Source organism: Glycomyces amatae (assembly GCF_020991375.1).
GTDB lineage: Bacteria > Actinomycetota > Actinomycetes > Mycobacteriales > Micromonosporaceae > Glycomyces > Glycomyces amatae.
Genome location: NZ_JAJLQZ010000016.1, coordinates 13,635 through 32,110, shown reverse-complemented (window position 1 = coordinate 32,110; position 18,476 = coordinate 13,635). Strand labels below are relative to the sequence as shown.

Sequence of the window (18,476 nt, the reverse complement as noted above, 5' to 3'; positions counted from 1 at the left end):
CCCGGTCAGTAGCCGTAGGCGCTCGGCGCGTTCTGGCCGCCGTCGACCGGGATCACCGCGCCGTTGATCGCCTTCGCCTTGTCCGACAGGAGGAAGGCGATCACCTCGGCCACGTCCTCGGGGTCCAGCAGCTCGCGGGTCGGGAACTCGTCCAGGAACGCCTCGTAGCGCCCCGGGTCGGCCACGCGCAGCCGGTCCCAGTTCCGGTCGGGCACCAGCATCGACCCGGGCGCGACCGCGTTGACCCGGACGCCGCCGGGTCCCAGCTCGCGCCCCAGGACCGTCGCGGCGTGGTTCAGCGCGGCCTTCGTCGACCCGTACGCCAGCCCGGGGGAGGGCTTCGAACCCGAGATCGAGGAGACCAGGACCGCCGCGCCGCGGGTGCGCCGCAGCTGCGGCAGGGCGGCCTTCAGCGCCGTCATCGCGTTGGTCACGTTGACGCTCAGCGTGTACGCCCAGTCCTCGGGCCCCGTGTCGAGCAGCCCGCGGCCGCGGGCGCCGCCGACGTTCGCGACCACGCCCGCGAGGTCGCCCAGGCGGCGCCCCGCCTCGTGCACGAACTCGGCCAGCAGCTCGGGGTCGTTGACGTCCAGGGCCCGCGTCACCACCTTGACGTCGTGCTCGGCGCGCAGCTTCTCGGCGAACTCGTTGAGCGGGGCGGCGCCCCGGGCGCACAGGGCCAGCGGGGCGCCTTGCGAGGCCAGCAGCTGGGCGGTGACCATGCCCAGGCCGTGGCTGGCACCGGTGATGAGGACAGGGCTGTTCAGATGCATGCCGTTCATAATGACCCGTCGTGTCACGCCCGGTCCGCCAGGCGGAGCCGAACGCGGGGCGGCCCGTGCCCGCCCCGCGCGTCCGCGCCGCCCCGGTGCGGCCGGAGCCGGGCGGCGACCGGGCGCGGCGCTTCGCCCCGCCCGGGCACGGCTAGCGCCAGGCGGCGAGGGGGTTGTCGAGCCTGCCGATGTAGATCAGGCTCTCCTCCTGGTTCTCCAGGTCCACCATCTGCTGGTTGTTCTTCAGCTGCAACCGGTTCAGGCACGAGAGCGTGAAACTGCCCGCGAACAGCGAGAACCGCTCGAACGCCTCCGCGAGCTCGGGGTGCGCGGCCTGGTAGTCCTTCAGGGCCTCGGCGGCCACCCGCCAGAACTCGTCCTCGCCGAGCACCCCGTCCAGGTCCAGCTGGGCCGCGAGGAACCGCAGGAAGCAGTCCACGACGTCGGTGAGCACGCACATCGCGCGCGACTCGTCCGGCACCTCGCCCTTGATGCGCGCGATCGCCTCGGGCACCGCCGTCGAGGGCTCCAGGATCCCGCACTCCTCGCCGATGTCCTTGAGGAAGACCCGCTCCACGGCGCCGTCCCTCAGCGCCAGGATCACGTTCTCGCCGTGGGGCATGAACACCAGCCCGTACTTGTACATGCAGTGCGCCACGGGCACGAGGTAGGCGTCGAGGTAGCCGCGAAGCCACTCCTGCGGGCGCAGCCCCGAGCGGCGGATCAGCGCCGACGCGAACGACCCGCCGCCCGAGTCCACGTGCAGCAGCGAGGCCATCGTGGCGACGCGCTCGCCCTCGGCCAGCTTCGGGACCGGGCTCTCGCGCCACAGGGCCGCGAGCATCTTCCGGTACGGGGAGCCCTTCGGCGCGCCCGCCGTGTAGGCCGGGTGCCGGTAGCCCACCGAGGCCCGCTCGCGCAGGACCGTGACGCCGTGGCGCTTCATGGTCGCGTCCCCGTGCACCATGTCGGCCACGAAGTCGCTGATCGCGGGCGTGACCTCCATGTACTCGGTGGACAGGCCCCGCATGAAGCCCATGTTCAGCACCGACAGGGCGGTCTTGACGTAGTCCGCCTCGGGCCGCGAGCGGTTGAAGAACGTCCGGATCGACTGCTGCGCCTGGTGGTCGTCGTGGCCCTCGCCGAGCGGGACGAGCCGCCCGGCGGCGATCTCGGGCGCGAAGGTCACCGAGATCTTGTTGCGCCACTGCCACGGGTGCACCGGGATCAGGTAGACGTCCTCGTAGGACAGGCCCCGGTCGGTGAGGAGCGAGGCGAAGTACTCCCGCGAGTCGGCGTCGAGCTGCGTCGCCACCAGCCAGTCGAAGTCCAGTTCCGGTGCGGCGGCGAACATCGCGTGCTCGCGCCGCGCCGCCAGCCACATCAGGCGCACGCCCGCCCCGGTCTCGGGCGCGTACGCCCGGTAGTCCTCCGAGGTGAAGCCCAGGCGCCCCGACCCGGCCACGAAGCACGGGTGCCCGCCGGTCATGGCCGCCTCGATCCTCTGGAAGTCCGCGTCCACGAGCGCTTCCGCCCCCGGCTGCTCCTCGCCGAGCTGGTACGCCCCGCGGTTCACGGTCGCGGCGACCTCCTCGAGGTACACCGGCAGCACCGCGTCGCTCAGCCCCAGCTCGCCCCGGAACGCCAGGAAGAACGCGGCCGCGTCGAGGTCCAGTTCGGCCCCGCCGGCGTCCCGGCGGACGATCGAGTCGGCGTCCACGGCCCAGTGGTCGAGCTTGAACCGCCTGGCGGCGAACGTGTACCGCTCGGCGGTGCCTTCGGCTGCGCTGCCCGCCGCGACGGCGTACCCGTCGCCGTCCTTCACCGGGACCAGCAGCCGCTCGTGCGCGAACTCGCCGATCGCCTTGGCCAGCAGGAGCCTCGTGGCCCGCAGCCACGGCCCGGGGGTCAGATGGTCGATGGCGCTCACGTGTGCACTCCTCTGGCGGCGGACCGCTCGAAGTCGATTCGGGTGCAGAAGCTCAGGAGCCCCCGCTTGTCCTTGAGGTCCACGGTCCGCTCGGGCCGGAAGCCCGCGAACTCGTTGAGCCGGTGGATGGCCTCGTTCCCCACGTCGGGCTCGACCACGGCGCGCTGCGCGCCGAAGCCCTCGAACAGCAGGCGCATCACGGTGGTCATGACGCCCTTGGTGAACCCGGGGATCGGCCGGTCGCTCGGGGCGGTGAGCACGTGCATGCCCACGTCGCCCGGGGCCGGGTCGTACACGCCCGCGAGCTCGGAGCGGGCCGGGTCGTAGACCTCCACGAGGAACCGGGCCCGGTAGTGGTACAGGCCCATGTAGGCGAAGTGGTGGGCGCTCATCTCGATGCCCTCGTGCTCGGCGAGCACGTCGGCCACGGAGGCGTCCTGCATCATCCAGTACTTCGCCTTCGGGTGGGTCACCCACTCGTGCAGCAGCGGCGCGTCGGTGGGCGGGTCGACCAGGCGCAGGCCGAAGTCCCCGAGGCCCTCGTGCAGGTGGTAGAAGGTGCCGGGCGCCTTCAGGGTCGCGTTCACGGCGGTGCCTCTCTCACGTCGGCGGTCGTTTGCGGGGGCGTTCGTCACGACGGCGCCCCGAACTCCTGGAAGCCGATGCGGCGCTCGATCGGGTAGACCTCCCGGCCGGTCAGGGACCGGATGATCCAGGAGTTGCGGTGGGCGGCCATGCCGAGGTCGGGGGCGGTGAAGCCGTGGGTGGCGAGTTCGGCGTTCTGGACGAAGACCTCGCCCTCCCCGGCGGCGTCGACGCTGTAGTCGCGGCGGGCGTCGAGGCGCCCGGTCGCGTCGAACCGGAGCCGGTCGCGGACGGGGTCCATGAAACCGGGGAGGCGGCGGCTGTAGCCGGTCGCCAGCACCAGGCCCTCGGTGCGCAGCTCGAAGGCGCGGTCCTGCTCGTGCTGCCTGACGCCGAGCCGCAGGCCCTTCTCGTCGACCGCGGCCCTCTCGAGGGTGCAGTTGGTGAGCAGCCGCGTCGCCACGGACCCCTGCTCGAAGCGCTTGCGGTACAGCAGGTCGTAGATCTCGTTGATCAGCTCGGCGTTGATGCCCTTGTACAGGCCCTTCTGGGCCGCGTTCAGCTCGTCGCGCTTGGCGGGCGGCAGGCCGTGGAAGTAGTCCACGTACTCCGGGCTGGTCATCTCCAGCGTCAGCTTGGTGTACTCCAGCGGGAAGAACCTGGGGGAGCGGGTCACCCAGTTCAGTTCGTACCCGCCGGTCCCGACGTCCTCCAAGAGGTCCCGGTAGACCTCGGCGGCGCTCTGGCCGCTGCCGACCACGGTGACCGAGCCGCACGCCTTGAGCCGGTCCCGGTGCTCCAGGTACGCGGACGCGTGGCACACGGTGTCGCCTTCGAGGCCGCGGCACGCGGGCGGGATCCACGGCGGCGTCCCGGTCCCCAGCACGAGCTTGCGTCCGTGGTGGACCTCGTCGCCGCCGGGGCCTTCCGAACGCACCGCGTACACCCCGTCGGCCCACGCCACGCCCGTCACGGTCCGCCCGAACCGCAGGTTGTCCAGTCTCGCGGCGGCCCAGCGCAGGTAGTCCTGGAACTCGGTGCGCAGCTGGAAGAACGACTCGCGGATGTAGAACGGGTAGATCCGCCCGTTCTCCTTGAGGTAGTTGAGGAACGAGAACTCGGACGTCGGGTCGGCCAGCGTCGCGAGGTCGGCCATGAACGGCACCTGCATGGTGGTGCCCTCGATGAGCATCCCCGGGTGCCAGTCGACGTTCGTCTTGCGCTCCAGGAAGACCCCGTCGAGGTCCGCGATGGGGGCGGTCAGCGCCGCGAGCCCGAGGTTGAACGGCCCCAGGCCGATCCCGATGAAGTCGTGGACCTTCACGCGGCGGCCTCCGCGGCGGTGCGGCGGTCGGCCTCCATGGCCCGCTTGCCGTGGCGCGCGAGCGCCTCCAGCACGGGCACGATGTCCGACAGGCCCGTCCCGGGGTTGAGCAGCGTGAGCTTCAGGGCGATGCGGCCCTCGACCCTGGTGGCCGCGACCATGCCCGCCCCGGAGGCCGCGAGCGCCTCGCGGGCCCGGCGGTGCACCTCGTCCGCGTCCTCCTCGCCTCCGGCGCCCGCGAGCCGGAACAGCACCGTCGACAGCTGCGAGGGCGGGGCGGCGACCTCGAAGCGCGGGTCGGTGGCGAGCCAGTCCCAGGTCTGGTCCGCGAGGGCGCAGACCCGGTCGAACATGGCGCCGACCGCGTCGGGCCCCAAGGTGCGCAGCGTCATCCACAGCTTCAGGGCGTCGAAGCGCCGCGTGGTCTGGAGGCTCTTGTCGACCTGGTTGGGGACCGCGCCCTCGGCGGGGTTGAGGTAGTCGGCGTGGTGGGTGACGTGGCGCAGCGAGGCGCGGTCGCGCACGAGGAGCGCCGAGGAGCTGACGGGCTGGAAGAACGACTTGTGGTAGTCCACGGTGACCGAGTCGGCCTGCTCGATCCCGTCGAGCAGGCCCCGGTGCTCCAGGGAGACGAGCAGGCCGCAGCCGTAGGCGGCGTCGACGTGGAGCCAGGCCCCGTGCGCGGCGGCGACCTCGGCGATCGGGCCGAGCGGGTCGACCGACCCGAAGTCGGTGGTCCCGGCGGTGGCGACCACGGCGGCGGGCACCAGGCCCCGCTCGCGGCAGGTCTCCAGGGCCGCGTCCAGCGCGGCCGGGTGCATGCGGAACCAGTCGTCGGCCGGGACGGTGACGACCGCGTCCTCGCCGAGCCCGAGCAGCCTGGCGGCCTTGACGACGCTGAAGTGGCTGTGCGGGGAGGCGAAGAGCCGCAGGCGGGGCAGGACCTCGACGCCGCGCGGCCGCGGGCCGTCCTCGGGGCGGTGCCCGCGCAGGACGCGTTCGACCGCCTCGTCCCTGGCCAGCAGCAGGGCGTGCAGGTTCGACTGCGTCCCACCGGAGGTGAAGACGCCGTCGGCGTCCGGTCCGAGCCCGATCCGGGCGGCGGTCCACTCGATGAGGCGCTGCTCGATGAGGGTGCCCCCGGCGCTCTGGTCCCAGGTGTCGACCGAGGTGTTCACGGCGGCGAGCACGGTCTCGGCGGCCACGGCCGGGAGCGCGACGGGGCAGTTGAGGTGCGCGAGGTAGGCCGGGTGGTGGAACCAGACCGCGTCGTCGAGGTAGAGCTCGCCGACCTCCGCGAACGCGTCCTCGAAGGACGCCAGGGGTCGGTCGAGGTCGACCGCGGCGACGGCCGGTGCCAGGTCGGCCGGGGCGGCGCCGGTCCAGGGCCGGTCGGCGGCGGCGAAGCGCTCGGCAAGGCGCCCTGCGACTTCGGCGATGAGGCCGCGGTAGGCGGCGGCCGATTCGCGGCCCAGGAGGGCCGGGGGTGTCCGGGTGGGCGGCGCGGGAGCCGGACGCGGGTCGGCGCTTGTCAGCACAGAAGGTCCTTTCGCGGAGGGACGGTCTCGAGATGGCCGGGGAACGTGTAGGTTAGGCTAACCTAAGTGCACGATCGGCGGAAGGGCTCATCCCGAATGGTGATGTTCTCCACGAATGCTTGCGATGGCCGACCCGTTCGGGCATTTGAACGGAAATGTCGGCAGGGCTTCGCCGTCCCTTGAGGAATGTCGAGAGGGGCTGCGGCGCAGGCCGCTCGCGTCGCCGCGGCGCATCGGGCCGGGTGCCCGGAAGACTGTTGCGGCGGCGCCCGGGGGGAGTCGCCGCCGCCCCCACATCGTGCAGGACCCGGGCGGCACTGTCTGTCGCCAATCCGACAACACCCGGTGCCCGACTCCCGTCGCATACGCCCCACCGGCCCCATTGGTGTTGCGGCGCAAAAAGACCGGCGAAGGCCCGAGGCCTCCGCCGGTCGGCGCGTTCCCCCGAACGGGCTACCGCGGCTCCGCGATCCACGCCTCCACGACCCAGGTCATGGTCTCCAGCGGGATCGAGCCGCTGGAGAGGATGCGGTCGTGGAAGTGCCGCAGGTCGAACCTGCTCCCGAGCGCCTTCTCGGCCCGCGCCCGCAGCGTCTCGATGTGCTTGCGGCCGATCATGTACGCCAGCGCCTGGCCCGGCCAGGCGATGTACCGGTCGACCTCGTTCGCGATGTTCACTTCGGACAGCGCGGTGTTCTCGCGCATGTACCGGATCGCCCGCTCGCGCGACCACCCGAAGGCGTGCATCCCGGTGTCGACGACGAGCCGGCAGGCCCGCCACGCGTCGAACGAGACCATGCCGAGCCGGGCGAGGTCGCCGCTGTAGAGCCCGATCTCGTCGCACAGCCGCTCGGTGTACAGGCCCCAGCCCTCGCCGAACGCGGTGACGTACCCGAACTGCCGGAACCGCGGCAGGTCGTCGAGGGTCTGCCCGAGCGCGAACTGGAGGTGGTGGCCGGGGACGCTCTCGTGGAACGCGAGGGCCTCGTACTCGTACCGGGCGCGGCTGGGCGGGTCGTAGGTGTTGACCCAGTGGGTGCCCGGTCGCGAGCCGTCCGAGGCGGGCACGGTGTAGTACGCGAGGGTCGAGCCCTTCGCGGCCGCCTCGGGGATGACCTCCACGCTGCACGGCGCGATGTCGTAGTCCAGGAACGCCGACGGCAGCGCCTCCTCGGCCCGCCGCAGCGCCCCGGTGACGTCGGCGAGGATCTCCTCGGCGCTCCCGTACCGCAGCGAGCGGTCGCCTCGGAGCCGGTCGATCACCTCGGCGGCGTCCCCGGTCCCCAGCGCCCGCTCGCCGATCTCGGCGAACTCGGCGCGCAGCCGCGCGACCTCGTCGAGCCCGATCTGATGGACCTCCTCGGGGCTGAGGTCGGTGGTGGTGAAGTACCGCGAGGCGGCGCGGTACCCGGCCTCGCCGCCGGGCACGTGGCAGACCCCCACGTGGTCGTCGTCGCGCGCGTCCGGCAGGAACTCGATGTCCAGGGCCGTGGCCAACCGCCGCAGGGCGGGCCGCACGCCTTCGCGGACCAGCGCGCGGGCCTCGGCCCGCCAGGCCTCCGCGTCCACGCCGGTCGGCTCCAGCGAGGCGAGCGGGTCCGTCTCCAGGTCGGTCGCCAGGTAGTCCTCGATCTGGTCGATGACGGCCAGCACGCCGTGCCGGGTCTGGTGGCGCCCCACGGTCCGCGCCTGCCGGTACCGCCACAGCAGCCGGTCGAAGTACTCGCCGAGCGCGCCCAGGCGCACCAGGTAGTCGCGGCTGCGCTGCGCCGAGTCGAGGGACAGGCGCGGCAGGGAGGACAGCATCGAGGAGACCGGGCCGGAGATGGTGTTGCTGAGGGCGACCTCGCTCAGGGCCGCCCCGAGGTACGCGGCCTGGTCCGAGACCAGGCGCGCCAGCACCGAGTAGGTGATGCGGTCCTGGCCTTCGAGGGTGTCGGGGTCGATGGCGGCGAGGCCGTCGCGGATCTCCGCGTGGTGGCCGATCCGCGCCTGGTCGCCCTCCCGGGTCGGGTCGGGGAGCCGGTCGTCGTAGCCGGGGATGCCGTAGAAGCTGGCCGAGAGGGGGTTGTCGGCCAGGTGGTGGTCGAAGTGCCGCTGCGCCAGCGCGGCGAGCTGAGGATCGCCCATGAGTGCCCTTCCATACGAGGTGCCCTGACCTTAGACCCCCGGTTAGCCGAGCGGCAAGCAAGATCCGGCCCGCCCTCACCGCCCGTATCTTGGCGGCACCGTCAAGTTAGGGTATCGTTCTTGACTATGGCGTCAACTTATGAGACCGAGGAGCCCCAGGCTCCCGAGGCACCGGAACCCGAGCCCGCCCCGCTGCTCATCCTCGACGCCGGCGAGGCCGCCGGCGTGTGCGACCTGGACGGGGAGTGCCGCTGATGGGAGGCGAGGTCTTCGGCCGCGGCGGCGCGATCACCGTGGACGTCTGGAGCGACGTCATGTGCCCCTTCTGCTACATGGGCGACACGCTCCTCGCCCAGGCGGTCGAGCGGTTCCCGCACGGCGACGCCGTCACCGTGCGGTACCACAGCTTCCAGCTCATGCCCGAGCTCTCCAAGGAGCCGGTCGACCTGGTCGACCTGCTCGTCGAGAAGCGCGGCTTCCCGCGCGACCAGGTCGCGGGGATGCACGCGAACGTCACCGAGCGCGCCGCGGCCCTCGGCCTCGACTACCGGCTCGACCGGGCCGTCACCGTCAACTCCCGCGACGCGCACCGGCTCTCGCACTTCGCCGCGGCCGGCGGCCGCCAGAACGAGATGGTCCACCGGCTCTTCCGGGCCTACTTCACCGACGGGCTGAACATCGCCGACCACGCCTCGCTCGCCGACATGGCCGCCGAGGTCGGACTCGACCGCGACGGGGCCATGGAGGCCCTGAAGTCCGGGGCGTTCGACGACGCGGTCGAGGCCGACCTGCGCCAGGCCCGCGAACTGGGCATCAGCGGCGTCCCCTTCTTCGTCCTGAACGACAAGTACGCCGTCTCCGGCGCCCAGTCCGTCGACGCCTTCCTCAAGGCGCTCAACACGGCCTGGAAGACCGACTAGGCCGGCGCGCGGCCGCGGCCCGCCATGACCCGCTCGACCTGCTCGGGCGTCAGGGCCGCGGTCGGCAGCGCGTGCGCGGCCCCCGCGCGGAGGCCGTCGAGTGTGAACCCCAGGCTCCGGCGCCACGCGTCGGGCGCGGTCCCGGCGGTGAACCGGATGAGCATCGCGTTGGACCAGAACACGAACAGCAGGTCCTCCACGGCGAAGTCCGCCCGCAGCGCCCCGTCCGCCTGGGCCCGCTCGGCGATCCGCCGCGCCTGCTCCTGGGACCGGTGGCACACCTCCGCGAGCTTCGCCGTCCCCGGGTGGTTCCGCGAGATGACGTCGTTGAGCGCCAGGTTCGAGGCCTGCAGCTCGCAGACCCGCTCCACATACCGCACGAACCCCTCCCAGGGGTCGGCGCACGCCATCGCGTCCGCCGCCGCCCTGTCGAGCTGCTCCTCCGCGTAAGCGGGGACCACCGCGTCGATGAGCGCCTCGCGGCTGCCGAAGCGGTGGTAGATGGTCCCGGTGCTCACCCCGGCCCGCTGCGCGACCGCCTCGAGCGGCGCGTGCAGGCCGCGCTCCCGGAAGACGTCGGCGGCGGACTCGACCAGCTTCTCGATGTTGCGCCGGGCATCGGCCCGGACCGCCCGCCCGCTCATGGCGACCCCCTATCTTGACACCGGCCTCAACTTTACCGCCGAATCCCGATCGCGGCCGAAGCGGCGCTCAGCTTCCGGAGGCCTCCCGGCCGCGGCCCTGGCGCCAGGTCTCCAGCAGGCTCATCCCCTGGAGGTTGATGATCACACCCAGTGCGAACATGAGGCCGGCGCCGGGGAGGGCGACCAGGAAGCCGATGCCGTAGGTCCCGAAGCTCGCGAAGAGCCCCAGGATCAGTGTCACCACGCCGAGTGCGAACATCCAGCCGGCGGCCTTCCCCGCTCGGTTGACCGCCTTCTCGATCTCATTGTCGAAGTCCTTCATCGACCCAGGATATGGAGTTCCACGCGGATACGGGGTCCCGCGAACCCGCACGCGACCGGCCCGCTTCAACCGTTCGTGCGCTTCCGTGAAGCAGAAGCTCCGCTTATCGTCGGTACATGGACAACAGACGACCCCTCGACAACCCTCTGCTCAACGGAATGTTCTTCACCGGCGCCGCTTCGCTCGTCCTGGGTGCGATCATCTGGCTCACCGCCACTGATTTCGATTCGAGCGCCCTCTACGGCGGAGCGAGTGAATCCAACCCTGTCGGCCAGTTCATCGGCGCCCTGGCCGCCGGCTTCGGCCTCATACTCCTCGCCCTCGGGTGGACCGCGGCCGTGATCTGTCGCCAACTGCTGGACACGGCCACCACTGCTGAAGACCGCTGACAGGGGAGGGGCTGCGGATCGGCCCCTGCAAAGACGAGAAAGGCCGGTCCGAGGACCGGCCTTTCCTATGTGGCTCCGATCAATGCTCCCAGGCCTTGTTCCCGCAGGTGGAGGAGCCTTGCTACCGGATCGGTCAACTTAGATCCGAGCTAACTTAGATATGATCTAAGTAAGGATCACCATGAGTTTGGAGATGGCGGCATGCGATGTTCATGACCGCTCTTCGAGCCTCTGAGCGCAGCGCCGCGAACATGGCTGGAGGCGTTCGTCGGCTACGACCGCCCGTTCTAGGGTCGGGCCGACGCGATGGTGGTCAAGCCGCTGCATCCTGCGGACGCCGTGAAGCTTCGACCCCGAACTGGATCTCGTGGGAGCGGACCGCGGGCCGGTGGCGAGGAGGGTCTTCTACACGGGCTCGGTCAAATGACTCGGCACACCCTTCGACCGCCATGATCTGCACGATTTGAGGAAGTCCGCCGGAGCGGTCCCCGGGGCTTCCGAGGACGAATGCGGCACGGTCGTGGTCAGTCGTTCCGGTGTGGTCGACGATGTGCCCGCTGATCTGGTGTGGGGCCCAGAAGACATCCTTGCCGCATGGGATTGACGCCTGCGTTGGACGAATGAGCCCGGAGGGCCTTCGTGCCGCTCCGTGCCGACGGCCGCCGATCGGGGCGAGCAAGAAGGCCGGTCCGAAGACCGGCCTTTCTGTGTCTGCTCCCCAACTTGGACTCGAACCAAGAACCTGCCGATTAACAGTCGGCTGCTCTGCCAATTGAGCTATTGGGGAAGGGGTTCCAGCTCGGCTTTCGCCTTGCGAACCGGATACGACAGTACAGGACCGGCGCGGGCCGGTGCCACCGGGGTGGGTGTGGCGCAGGTCCGACCGGGCGCCCCCGGCGGGGGATTTCCGGGCGGTTTCGCCCGGTGTGTTTCCGCCATGGACCGCCGGGGCACCCGGGAGTACGGCAGAATGGCCGCTAAGTGCGGCGACGCAGAGTAACTCCAATGCACACGAGACCGAGGCATGGTTCTTCGGGCCGGCCGGGGGAGGCAAATATGCGGAAGTGGTATGTCGTAGCCGGGTTCGCGGTCGGCTACGTCCTGGGGGCGAAGGCCGGCCGGGAGCGTTACGACCAGATCGTGGACTACACGAGGCGGATCACCGGCAACGACAAGGTCCAGCACGTCGCCTCGTCGATGCGCACGCAGGCCAACAAGGCCATGGACGTCGCGCAGGACAAGGTCAAGGGCACGAAGTTCGGCGACATCATCGAGAACTTCACCACCAGTGCCGACGAGCCCCCCAAGAAGGAGCCCTGGGACTCCGCCGGGGTCACCACCCCCGCGCGCAACGACCGCGCGCTCCGCGAGGATTCCGCCGGCTTCTGATCCGGCGGTTCGGCGGGCGGGACCGCGAGGTCCCGCCCGCCTTTCGCTACGCCCGCTTCAAGGGCGCGCTCAGACGCAGGTCGGCGACGTTCCGACCCGCCTCCACGGTCCACGCCCCGCCCGCCTCGCGCCAGCCGTGCAGCGTCTCGTCCCAGACCTGGAACGACCGCTCCTCGAGCGTCACGGCCACCTCGACCGCCTCGCCCGGCCCGGCCTCGACCGCCGCGAAGCCCGCCAGGCGGTGCCGCTCGATCCCGCCCGCGACCTCGACACCCTCGCCGGGCGCCAGGTACACCTGGACCACTTCGCGGCCCGCGCGGGTCCCGGTGTTGCGCACCCGCACCGTCACGGTGTCGCCCTCGACGCGGAGGTCCTCGTACGCCCAGTCGGTGTACGACAGCCCGTGCCCGAACCAGAACGCGGGCGCCGCGCCCCCGCGCCGCTCCCACGCCCGGTAGCCGATGAAGACGCCCTCGTCGTGGTGGAGCTCGCCCTCGTCGGTCGGCACGACCTGGACGACCGGCGCGTCCTCGAGCCGCTTCGGCCACGTCGTGGTGAGCCGCCCGCCCGGCTCGGCGCCCAGCAGCACCTCCGCCAGCGCGCCGCCGCCCTCCTGCCCCGGGAACCAGGTGAGGAGGATCGCGGCCACGTCGTCGGCCCACGGCATCTCCACCGGCGAGCCGGTGTTGACGACCACGATCGTGTTCGGGTTGGCCGCCGCGACGGCCGCGACCAGCTCGTCCTGGCGCCCCGGCAGCCGCAGGTCGCGGCGGTCGAAGCCCTCCGACTCGGTCAGCGCGGTGGTGGAGACCACCACGACGGCGATCTCGGCGTTCCGGGCCGCCTCGACGGCCTCGGCGAGGAGCCGGTCCTCGTCGGGGCGCGGCTCGGCGTGCATGAGGCCGCCCAGGACCGACGGCGGGAACCCGGGAGGGAACTCGAACGGCGTGTACACCAGCCGCACCGGGACCTCCTGCCCCGCTTCGAGGTGCACCGCCGCCCGCTCGACGCCGGGCCCGAAGAACGCCTCGAACGGGTCGTCCCCCGAGAAGGTCTGGTCGCCCTCGAAGAGCACCTCGCCGCCGACCTCCAGCCGGTGGTGGCCCGCGCCCCGGGTGCCGAAGACGTGCTCGCCCGTGGCCTGGACGGTGTAGACGCCCTCCACGACCGCGTGGTGGAACTCGTCCGGGTCCATGTCGCCCGGCACGTACCCCATCCACTTGACGTCGCCGTTCGCGAGCGGCTCGGCCGCGCCCTCGGTGCCGTCGCCCTTGACGGGCCGCACCGTGAGCTCGAAGCCGCGGCCCGCGGCCGTGATCTGCTCGAACAGGTCCACGCCCTGCGCGTAGTGCACCCGGTCGCCGAGCGCGCCGCGCAGGCCCTCGAGCGGCGAGACGACGTGCGGCGGGAACACGGTGGCCGAGCCGCCGCCGAGCACGCGGGCCTCGGCCGCGGCCGGGCCGATGAGCGCCAGCCGGTGGACCGCGTCGCGCGACAGCGGCAGGACCGCCGCCTCGTCGCCTTCGGGGATCGCGTTCTTGGCGAGCACGAAGGAGCGGCGCGCGATCTCGCGCAGGAGCGCCGCGGCGTCCTCGTCCGCCTCGTTCCGCTCCGCCACGGCCGCTTCGACCCCGTCGAGCGCGCCGACGCGGGCGGCGAGCTTGAGCATCCGGCGCACCGCGGCGTCGACGTGCTCCTCGCCGGTGCGGCCCTCGCGGACGGCCGCGACGAGGTTCGCGCCGTACGGCGTGAACGGGCCGGGCATCGCCAGGTCGAGCCCGGCCTCGACGTCCTCGACGGTGTGGCGGGCGGCGCCCCAGTCGGAGACGTTGAACCCGTCGAAGCCGAACTCGTCGCGCAGGACCGCCATGAGCTCCTTGTGCGCGGTCATGGTGGTGCCGTTGACGGAGTTGTAGGCGGTCATGACGCCCCACGGGTTCACGGCGGCGGCGACCATCTCGAACGGCCGCAGGTAGAGCTCGCGCAGCGTCCGCTCGTCGATGACGTTGTCGACGGTGAACCGGTCGGTCTCGGCGTCGTTCGCCACGTAGTGCTTCATGGTGGTGCCCACGCCGCGCTCCTGGACGCCGGCGACGTACGCCTGCGCGATGCGCCCGGTCAGGTACGGGTCCTCGCTGAAGGCCTCGAAGTGGCGCCCGCCCAGGGGGGAGCGGTGCAGGTTGATCGTCGGCGCGAGCAGCACGTCGACGTCCTTGCGGCGGGCCTCGGCCGCGAGCAGGTGCCCGATGCGCCGCACCAGCGCGGGGTCCCAGGACGCGGCCTGCGCGGTGGGGCTCGGCAGCGCGAGCGACGGGTCGGCGGCGGTCCAGAACCGGCCGCGCACCCCGATCGGCCCGTCGGAGACGGTCATCGACCGCAGCCCCGCCTCGGGCGCGGCGATCGTCCGCCACATGTCCATGCCGGCGAGCAGGTCGGCCTTGGTCGCCAGGTCCAGCTTCGCCAGGGCGGCCTCCACGGCCGCGTCGTATTCGGGTCGGTCGGCCGGGACGGTCCAGTCGCTCACGTCGCCTTCCTCTCTGTTGCGTTCGATCGGCACCGGGGCTCGAGTGGTTCGCTGGAAGTATGACTGCTCTACCGAGTGATCGGTAGGTTTCGTTGCCGAATCTTGATAATCTATGCTGGTCCCCCAGGAAGTCCCGGCCACGAGAGGCACCCATGCCCACGCAGCACGGCGCGCGCGGCCAGGCCCGCCGCGAGGAGATCGTCCGGGCCGCGATCGAGGTCATCGCCGAACGCGGCTACCGCGGCGCGAGCCTCGCCGCCGTCGCCGAGAAGGTCGGCCTCACCCAGCAGGGGCTCCTCCACTACTTCCCGAGCAAGGAGGACCTGCTCATCGGCGTCCTCCGGTTCCGCGAGCAGACCGACACCGGCGGCCGCGACACCATCGCCGAGCCGATGACCATGGCCGCCAACGAGGCCGTCGTGGAGGCGAACGCGAACCGGATCGCGATCGTCCGCACCTTCTCGGCCCTGCTCGGCGAGTCCGTCACCGAGGACCACCCCGCCGCCGACTACTTCCGCCGCCGCTACCGCCGCATCCGCGAGGCCTTCACCGCCACCCTGCGCCAGGAGTGGGGTGACCGGCTCCCCTCCGGCCTCACCCCGGAGGAGGCCGCGCCGCTCGTCATCGCGATCATGGACGGCCTCCAGTACCAGTGGCTCCACGAGCCCGAGACGTTCGACATGCCCGCGGCCTTCCGCGCGTTCATGCGCCTCCTCGACCCGAAAGCGGCATCTTGAGCCCATCGACCCTGCCCGCGCTGCACGCGTTGGCCTGCCCCAACTGCGCCCGCCCCCTCGACCAGCGCGAACGGCGCCTCTCCTGCGAGGCCGGGCACTCCTTCGACCTCGCCAAGCAGGGGTACGCGCCCCTGCTCGCGCCCGGCTCGAACGCCACCACCGGCGACACCGCCGACCAGGTGGCCGCCCGCGAGGAGTTCCTCGGCTCCGGCGCCTACGACCCGCTGCTGGACGCCGTCGCGAAGGCCTCGCTCACCGACGCCCCCGGCGTGGTCGTCGAACCCGGCTGCGGCACCGGCCACTACCTGGCCGCCGCCGTCGCGGCCGACCCCGTGCGGGAGGGCGTCGGCCTCGACACCTCGAAGTACGCGCTGCGCCGCTGCGCCAAGCGGGAGGTCCCGGACAGCGGACCGCGGCAAGCCGCCGGAACTCGGGGCGGGCTCGCCGCGGTGCTCGCCGACGCGTGGAACCGGATGCCGGTCCGCGACGGCGCCGCCGCCGCGGTCCTCAACGTCTTCGCTCCCCGAAACGCCGACGAGATCTCGCGAATCCTCCACCCGAGAGGCATGCTCGTGGTCCTCACCCCCCGGGAGGACCACTTGCGCGAGCTCGTCGACGCCTTGGACCTGCTGAGCGTCGACCCCGCCAAACCGCAGCGGACCGCCGACCAGCTCGGCTCGGTGTTCGAGGCCGAGCGGACCGACGAGCTTCGATATTCGATTGGCCTGGGGCACCCTGAGGTCATGCGCCTCGTGGGGATGGGCCCGAGCGCCCGCCACCTCGCCCCCGGCGCGCTGGCCGAGGCCGTGGCGGCGCTGCCCGAGACCGTCGACGTGACGGTCTCGGCGACCGTGGCCCGCTGGCGCCCCCGGGGCTGAACGCGTCACCCGCCGCGGCGGATGTTCCCCTTCGAGCACTTGTCCTCAATTGTCGCGACCAGTACGGTACGAGTGACCGCCCTCGCACCGGCCGAGATTCCCTCACGACCGGTACGGTACGGGGGCCCGCCCCTGAACCGGCTGGAGATGAGATCAGTGTTCTATGAGAAACGCGCGGCGGCCCGGCACGGCCTCGCTTTCGTGGCCGCGGGGACGCTCGCGCTGACCGGCTGCGGTGCGGGGGACGCCGCCGCCGACGAGTCGGTGACCGTCCCCGAAGACGCCGCTGTTGAAGGAGGCGCAGTCGAAGCACTCGCCGTCGAGGTCCTCGACACGTTCGACCACGACGCGGGCTCCTTCACGCAGGGCCTCGAACTGGCCGAGCACCCCGAGTTCGGCACCGTCCTCTACGAGAGCGCCGGCCTCTACGGCGAGTCCGACGCGCGGATCACCGACCCCGCCACCGGCGACGTGCTCGCCTCCCAGGACCTCCCGGCGGACGAGTTCGCCGAGGGCCTCACCCTCACCGACGACGCGGTCTGGCAGATCACCTGGCAGGAGCACGTCGCCTACCAGCGCGACCCCGTCACGCTCGACGTCGTCGACACCGTCGAGTACGAGGGCGAGGGCTGGGGCATCTGCCATGACGGCGAACGGCTCGTCATGAGCGACGGATCCTCTACATTGACCTTCCGCGACCCGGTCACCTTCGCCGAGACCGGAACCGTGGAGGTCACCCTCGACGGCGAGCCGGTCTTCCAGATCAACGAGCTCGAATGCGTCGGCGGCCAGGTCTGGGCGAACCTGTGGCAGACCGACCAGATCGTGCGCATCGACCCCGCGACCGGCGAGGTCGGCGCCGTGGTCGACGCGGCCGGACTGCTCACCGACGAGGAGGCCGCGGGCGCCGACGTGCTCAACGGCATCGCCGCCGCCGAGGAGGAGGGCACGTTCTACATCACCGGGAAGCAGTGGCCGAAGCTGTTCCTCGTGCGGTTCGCCTGACCACCCCCTCCTGACTCGACCGTGCATTCGTAGACCACGTTTTCGTCGACTGTGCATTCCTAGACCGCGCATTCACCGACCGTGCATGAGCCGACCGCGCATTCGCCCGCGATGAAGGCGCTGCCGGAAAGGCGAGCGCAGTGCGCGGCCGGTGACCCTGCGGGAATTGCGCGAGGGGTTCGCGTACGCCATGATGAGGTCATGGCCATCACCCCCTTGGACCGATTGCTGGAGTACAAGATGCACCTCTTGAACGACTCCCGGCAGCCCCGCGCGTTCGCCACCTGGTGGCAGGACCTGACCACGGCCGCCTTCTCCGCTTGGTTCTTCGGCGGCCTCATCCTCGACGTCAACGCCCACGCCCGCGGCTGGGTCGAAGGGTTCTTCACCTGGTGGCACCTGGTCTTCTACACCGGGTTCGCCGCCACCGCGGCGTGGATCGCCTGGATGCTCGTCCGCGCCCACCGCGCGGACGGGCGCACCGGCATGTCCGCCGTCCCCCACGGCTACGGCCCCGCGGTCATCGGCGTCCCGCTGTTCCTCGTCTCCGGCGTCGCCGACCTCATCTGGCACGAGGTGTTCGGTGTCGAGACCCATCTGGCGGTCCTCTTCAGCCCCTCCCACCTCGGCCTGGCCGCGGGCGGCGTCCTCATCGCCGCCGCCCCGTGGCTCTCGGCCTGGCGGCGCGAGGCCCTCAAGGCCGAGCCCGAGCCCGTCCCGCTCGAGGCCCGCATGGCCGCGCCCGCCCTCTCGCTCGGGTACGTCGTCGCGACCCTCGTGCTGTTCCTGGCCTACCTCGTGCCGTACACGAACACGCCCGGCAGCGTCGCCGCCGCGCTCGAGGGGCCGCATCACTTCGAGGGCTTCCCCGTGGCGGGCATCGCGTTCACCACGGTCCTCGTGCTCGCGCTCGCGGTCCTGGCGACCGGCCGGTTCCGGCTGCCGCTGGGCTTCTTCACCGTCGCGTTCCTCTACCCGTCCGTCATGGCCGGCGCGTACGCGGGCTTCGACTACGGCGGCTACGTGTGGGTGTTCCTGCTCTCGGGCGCCTGGCTCGACTTCCTGGTCTGGCTCATCCGCCCCGAGCTGCGCCGCCGCCGCGACCTCGTCGTGCTCGCCGCGGCCTGGGCGGTGCCGGTGTGGGCGGCCTTCCTCATCGCCACCGGCTCGGCGACCGGCCACTGGCCCAAGACCGAGATCGGCCTCGGCGCGCCCGTCGTCGCCGCAGCGGTCGGCGCCCTGTTCATGCTGGTGGTCCAGCCCGAGCGGCGCGAGGAGATCCGCACCGTCCCCGAGGAGCCCTCGCCCTTCGACGACGTGATCGCCCGCGCGAAGGCCATGACCGCCAACAAGCACGCGGACCAGCAGTGACGGGAGGCCGGCCCCGC

General features: G+C 71.8%; 18 protein-coding genes and 1 tRNA gene. 9 read left to right on the top strand and 10 right to left on the bottom strand.

The features are described from left to right. Window positions 1-5: 5 nt before the first annotated feature. The gene (locus tag LO763_RS20930; protein WP_230788358.1) at window positions 6-773 is read right to left on the bottom strand and encodes an SDR family NAD(P)-dependent oxidoreductase; all 768 of its coding nucleotides are present in this window, start codon (window positions 771-773) and stop codon (window positions 6-8) included. Between the two features lie 20 nt (window positions 774-793). On the opposite strand from LO763_RS20930, the gene LO763_RS29170 reads away from it, so the two are divergent. Beyond that, window positions 794-928: a hypothetical protein gene (locus LO763_RS29170; RefSeq protein ID WP_255672867.1), complete on the top strand. Its 135-nt coding sequence runs from the start codon at window positions 794-796 to the stop codon at window positions 926-928. Here LO763_RS29170 and LO763_RS20925 read toward each other — a convergent pair. The 5 genes from LO763_RS20925 to LO763_RS20905 all read right to left on the bottom strand — a co-directional run bounded on the left by LO763_RS20925 (window position 925) and on the right by LO763_RS20905 (window position 8,280). Next, complete coding sequence (locus tag LO763_RS20925) at window positions 925-2,703, bottom strand: IucA/IucC family protein (RefSeq protein ID WP_230788356.1); 1,779 nt, start codon at window positions 2,701-2,703, stop codon at window positions 925-927. The two genes, LO763_RS29170 and LO763_RS20925, sit on opposite strands and share 4 nt — an antisense overlap. Continuing rightward, window positions 2,700-3,290, bottom strand: a complete 591-nt coding sequence (locus LO763_RS20920) for a GNAT family N-acetyltransferase (RefSeq protein ID WP_230788354.1) — start codon at window positions 3,288-3,290, stop codon at window positions 2,700-2,702. The genes LO763_RS20925 and LO763_RS20920 overlap by 4 nt, the downstream gene beginning before the upstream one ends. Window positions 3,291-3,334: 44 nt before the next feature. Beyond that, window positions 3,335-4,612, bottom strand: coding sequence for a lysine N(6)-hydroxylase/L-ornithine N(5)-oxygenase family protein (locus LO763_RS20915; protein ID WP_230788352.1), 1,278 nt, complete (start codon window positions 4,610-4,612; stop codon window positions 3,335-3,337). Then, the gene (locus LO763_RS20910) at window positions 4,609-6,150 is read right to left on the bottom strand and encodes a pyridoxal phosphate-dependent decarboxylase family protein (protein WP_439650313.1); all 1,542 of its coding nucleotides are present in this window, start codon (window positions 6,148-6,150) and stop codon (window positions 4,609-4,611) included. Before LO763_RS20910 ends, LO763_RS20915 begins: the two co-directional genes overlap by 4 nt. A 453-nt stretch (window positions 6,151-6,603) precedes the next feature. Beyond that, on the bottom strand, window positions 6,604-8,280 hold the full coding sequence (locus LO763_RS20905; protein WP_230788350.1) for a DUF885 domain-containing protein: 1,677 nt from the start codon (window positions 8,278-8,280) through the stop codon (window positions 6,604-6,606). 126 nt (window positions 8,281-8,406) lie between these two features. On the opposite strand from LO763_RS20905, the gene LO763_RS29165 reads away from it, so the two are divergent. Both LO763_RS29165 and LO763_RS20900 read left to right on the top strand, forming a co-directional pair. Continuing rightward, complete coding sequence (locus tag LO763_RS29165) at window positions 8,407-8,535, top strand: hypothetical protein (RefSeq protein WP_255672866.1); 129 nt, start codon at window positions 8,407-8,409, stop codon at window positions 8,533-8,535. Then, entirely contained in the window at window positions 8,535-9,200 is a 666-nt protein-coding gene (locus LO763_RS20900; RefSeq protein ID WP_230788347.1) for a DsbA family oxidoreductase, read from the top strand. The genes LO763_RS29165 and LO763_RS20900 overlap by 1 nt, the downstream gene beginning before the upstream one ends. On the opposite strand, the gene LO763_RS20895 is transcribed toward LO763_RS20900, so the two are convergent. Then, on the bottom strand, window positions 9,197-9,844 hold the full coding sequence (locus tag LO763_RS20895; protein WP_230788343.1) for a TetR/AcrR family transcriptional regulator: 648 nt from the start codon (window positions 9,842-9,844) through the stop codon (window positions 9,197-9,199). The two genes, LO763_RS20900 and LO763_RS20895, sit on opposite strands and share 4 nt — an antisense overlap. 67 nt (window positions 9,845-9,911) lie before the next feature. Further along, the gene (locus LO763_RS20890) at window positions 9,912-10,166 is read right to left on the bottom strand and encodes a hypothetical protein (protein ID WP_230788341.1); all 255 of its coding nucleotides are present in this window, start codon (window positions 10,164-10,166) and stop codon (window positions 9,912-9,914) included. Between the two features lie 116 nt (window positions 10,167-10,282). Here LO763_RS20890 and LO763_RS20885 point away from each other — a divergent pair, with 116 nt between their 5' ends. After that, window positions 10,283-10,555, top strand: coding sequence for a hypothetical protein (locus LO763_RS20885; RefSeq protein WP_230788337.1), 273 nt, complete (start codon window positions 10,283-10,285; stop codon window positions 10,553-10,555). Window positions 10,556-11,269: 714 nt separating this feature from the next. Here LO763_RS20885 and LO763_RS20880 read toward each other — a convergent pair. Continuing rightward, window positions 11,270-11,342: transfer RNA gene (locus LO763_RS20880), tRNA-Asn, on the bottom strand. A gap of 269 nt (window positions 11,343-11,611) precedes the next feature. On the opposite strand from LO763_RS20880, the gene LO763_RS20875 reads away from it, so the two are divergent. Continuing rightward, entirely contained in the window at window positions 11,612-11,944 is a 333-nt protein-coding gene (locus LO763_RS20875) for a YtxH domain-containing protein (RefSeq protein ID WP_230788335.1), read from the top strand. Between the two features lie 46 nt (window positions 11,945-11,990). Here LO763_RS20875 and LO763_RS20870 read toward each other — a convergent pair whose 3' ends face one another. Continuing rightward, window positions 11,991-14,363: a glycoside hydrolase family 3 protein gene (locus LO763_RS20870; RefSeq protein WP_369432048.1), complete on the bottom strand. Its 2,373-nt coding sequence runs from the start codon at window positions 14,361-14,363 to the stop codon at window positions 11,991-11,993. 257 nt (window positions 14,364-14,620) lie between these two features. On the opposite strand from LO763_RS20870, the gene LO763_RS20865 reads away from it, so the two are divergent. The 4 genes from LO763_RS20865 (at window position 14,621) to LO763_RS20850 (ending at window position 18,459) form a co-directional block, all read left to right on the top strand. Further along, window positions 14,621-15,205: a TetR/AcrR family transcriptional regulator gene (locus tag LO763_RS20865; protein ID WP_230788332.1), complete on the top strand. Its 585-nt coding sequence runs from the start codon at window positions 14,621-14,623 to the stop codon at window positions 15,203-15,205. Next, a complete protein-coding gene (locus tag LO763_RS20860; RefSeq protein WP_230788330.1) occupies window positions 15,202-16,083 on the top strand; it encodes a putative RNA methyltransferase in 882 nt (293 codons plus the stop codon). The genes LO763_RS20865 and LO763_RS20860 overlap by 4 nt, the downstream gene beginning before the upstream one ends. A 147-nt stretch (window positions 16,084-16,230) precedes the next feature. Next, window positions 16,231-17,088 (top strand): glutaminyl-peptide cyclotransferase, encoded by an 858-nt coding sequence (locus LO763_RS20855; RefSeq protein ID WP_255672865.1) that lies wholly within the window; start codon window positions 16,231-16,233, stop codon window positions 17,086-17,088. Between the two features lie 201 nt (window positions 17,089-17,289). Further along, a complete protein-coding gene (locus LO763_RS20850) occupies window positions 17,290-18,459 on the top strand; it encodes a hypothetical protein (RefSeq protein ID WP_230788327.1) in 1,170 nt (389 codons plus the stop codon). Window positions 18,460-18,476: the final 17 nt, after the last annotated feature.

Bases quoted from the DNA above. Each gene is read 5' to 3' on its own strand.
- LO763_RS20930 (WP_230788358.1), bottom strand. From the start codon at position 773: ATGCATCTGAACAGCCCTGTCCTCATCACCGGTGCCAGCCACGGCCTG.
- LO763_RS20905 (WP_230788350.1), bottom strand. From the start codon at position 8,280: ATGGGCGATCCTCAGCTCGCCGCGCTGGCGCAGCGGCACTTCGACCAC.
- LO763_RS29165 (WP_255672866.1), top strand. From the start codon at position 8,407: ATGGCGTCAACTTATGAGACCGAGGAGCCCCAGGCTCCCGAGGCACCG.
- LO763_RS20900 (WP_230788347.1), top strand. From the start codon at position 8,535: ATGGGAGGCGAGGTCTTCGGCCGCGGCGGCGCGATCACCGTGGACGTC.
- LO763_RS20895 (WP_230788343.1), bottom strand. From the start codon at position 9,844: ATGAGCGGGCGGGCGGTCCGGGCCGATGCCCGGCGCAACATCGAGAAG.
- LO763_RS20890 (WP_230788341.1), bottom strand. From the start codon at position 10,166: ATGAAGGACTTCGACAATGAGATCGAGAAGGCGGTCAACCGAGCGGGG.
- LO763_RS20885 (WP_230788337.1), top strand. From the start codon at position 10,283: ATGGACAACAGACGACCCCTCGACAACCCTCTGCTCAACGGAATGTTC.
- LO763_RS20875 (WP_230788335.1), top strand. From the start codon at position 11,612: ATGCGGAAGTGGTATGTCGTAGCCGGGTTCGCGGTCGGCTACGTCCTG.
- LO763_RS20870 (WP_369432048.1), bottom strand. From the start codon at position 14,363: ATGGACATGTGGCGGACGATCGCCGCGCCCGAGGCGGGGCTGCGGTCG.
- LO763_RS20865 (WP_230788332.1), top strand. From the start codon at position 14,621: ATGCCCACGCAGCACGGCGCGCGCGGCCAGGCCCGCCGCGAGGAGATC.
- LO763_RS20855 (WP_255672865.1), top strand. From the start codon at position 16,231: ATGAGATCAGTGTTCTATGAGAAACGCGCGGCGGCCCGGCACGGCCTC.
- LO763_RS20850 (WP_230788327.1), top strand. From the start codon at position 17,290: ATGGCCATCACCCCCTTGGACCGATTGCTGGAGTACAAGATGCACCTC.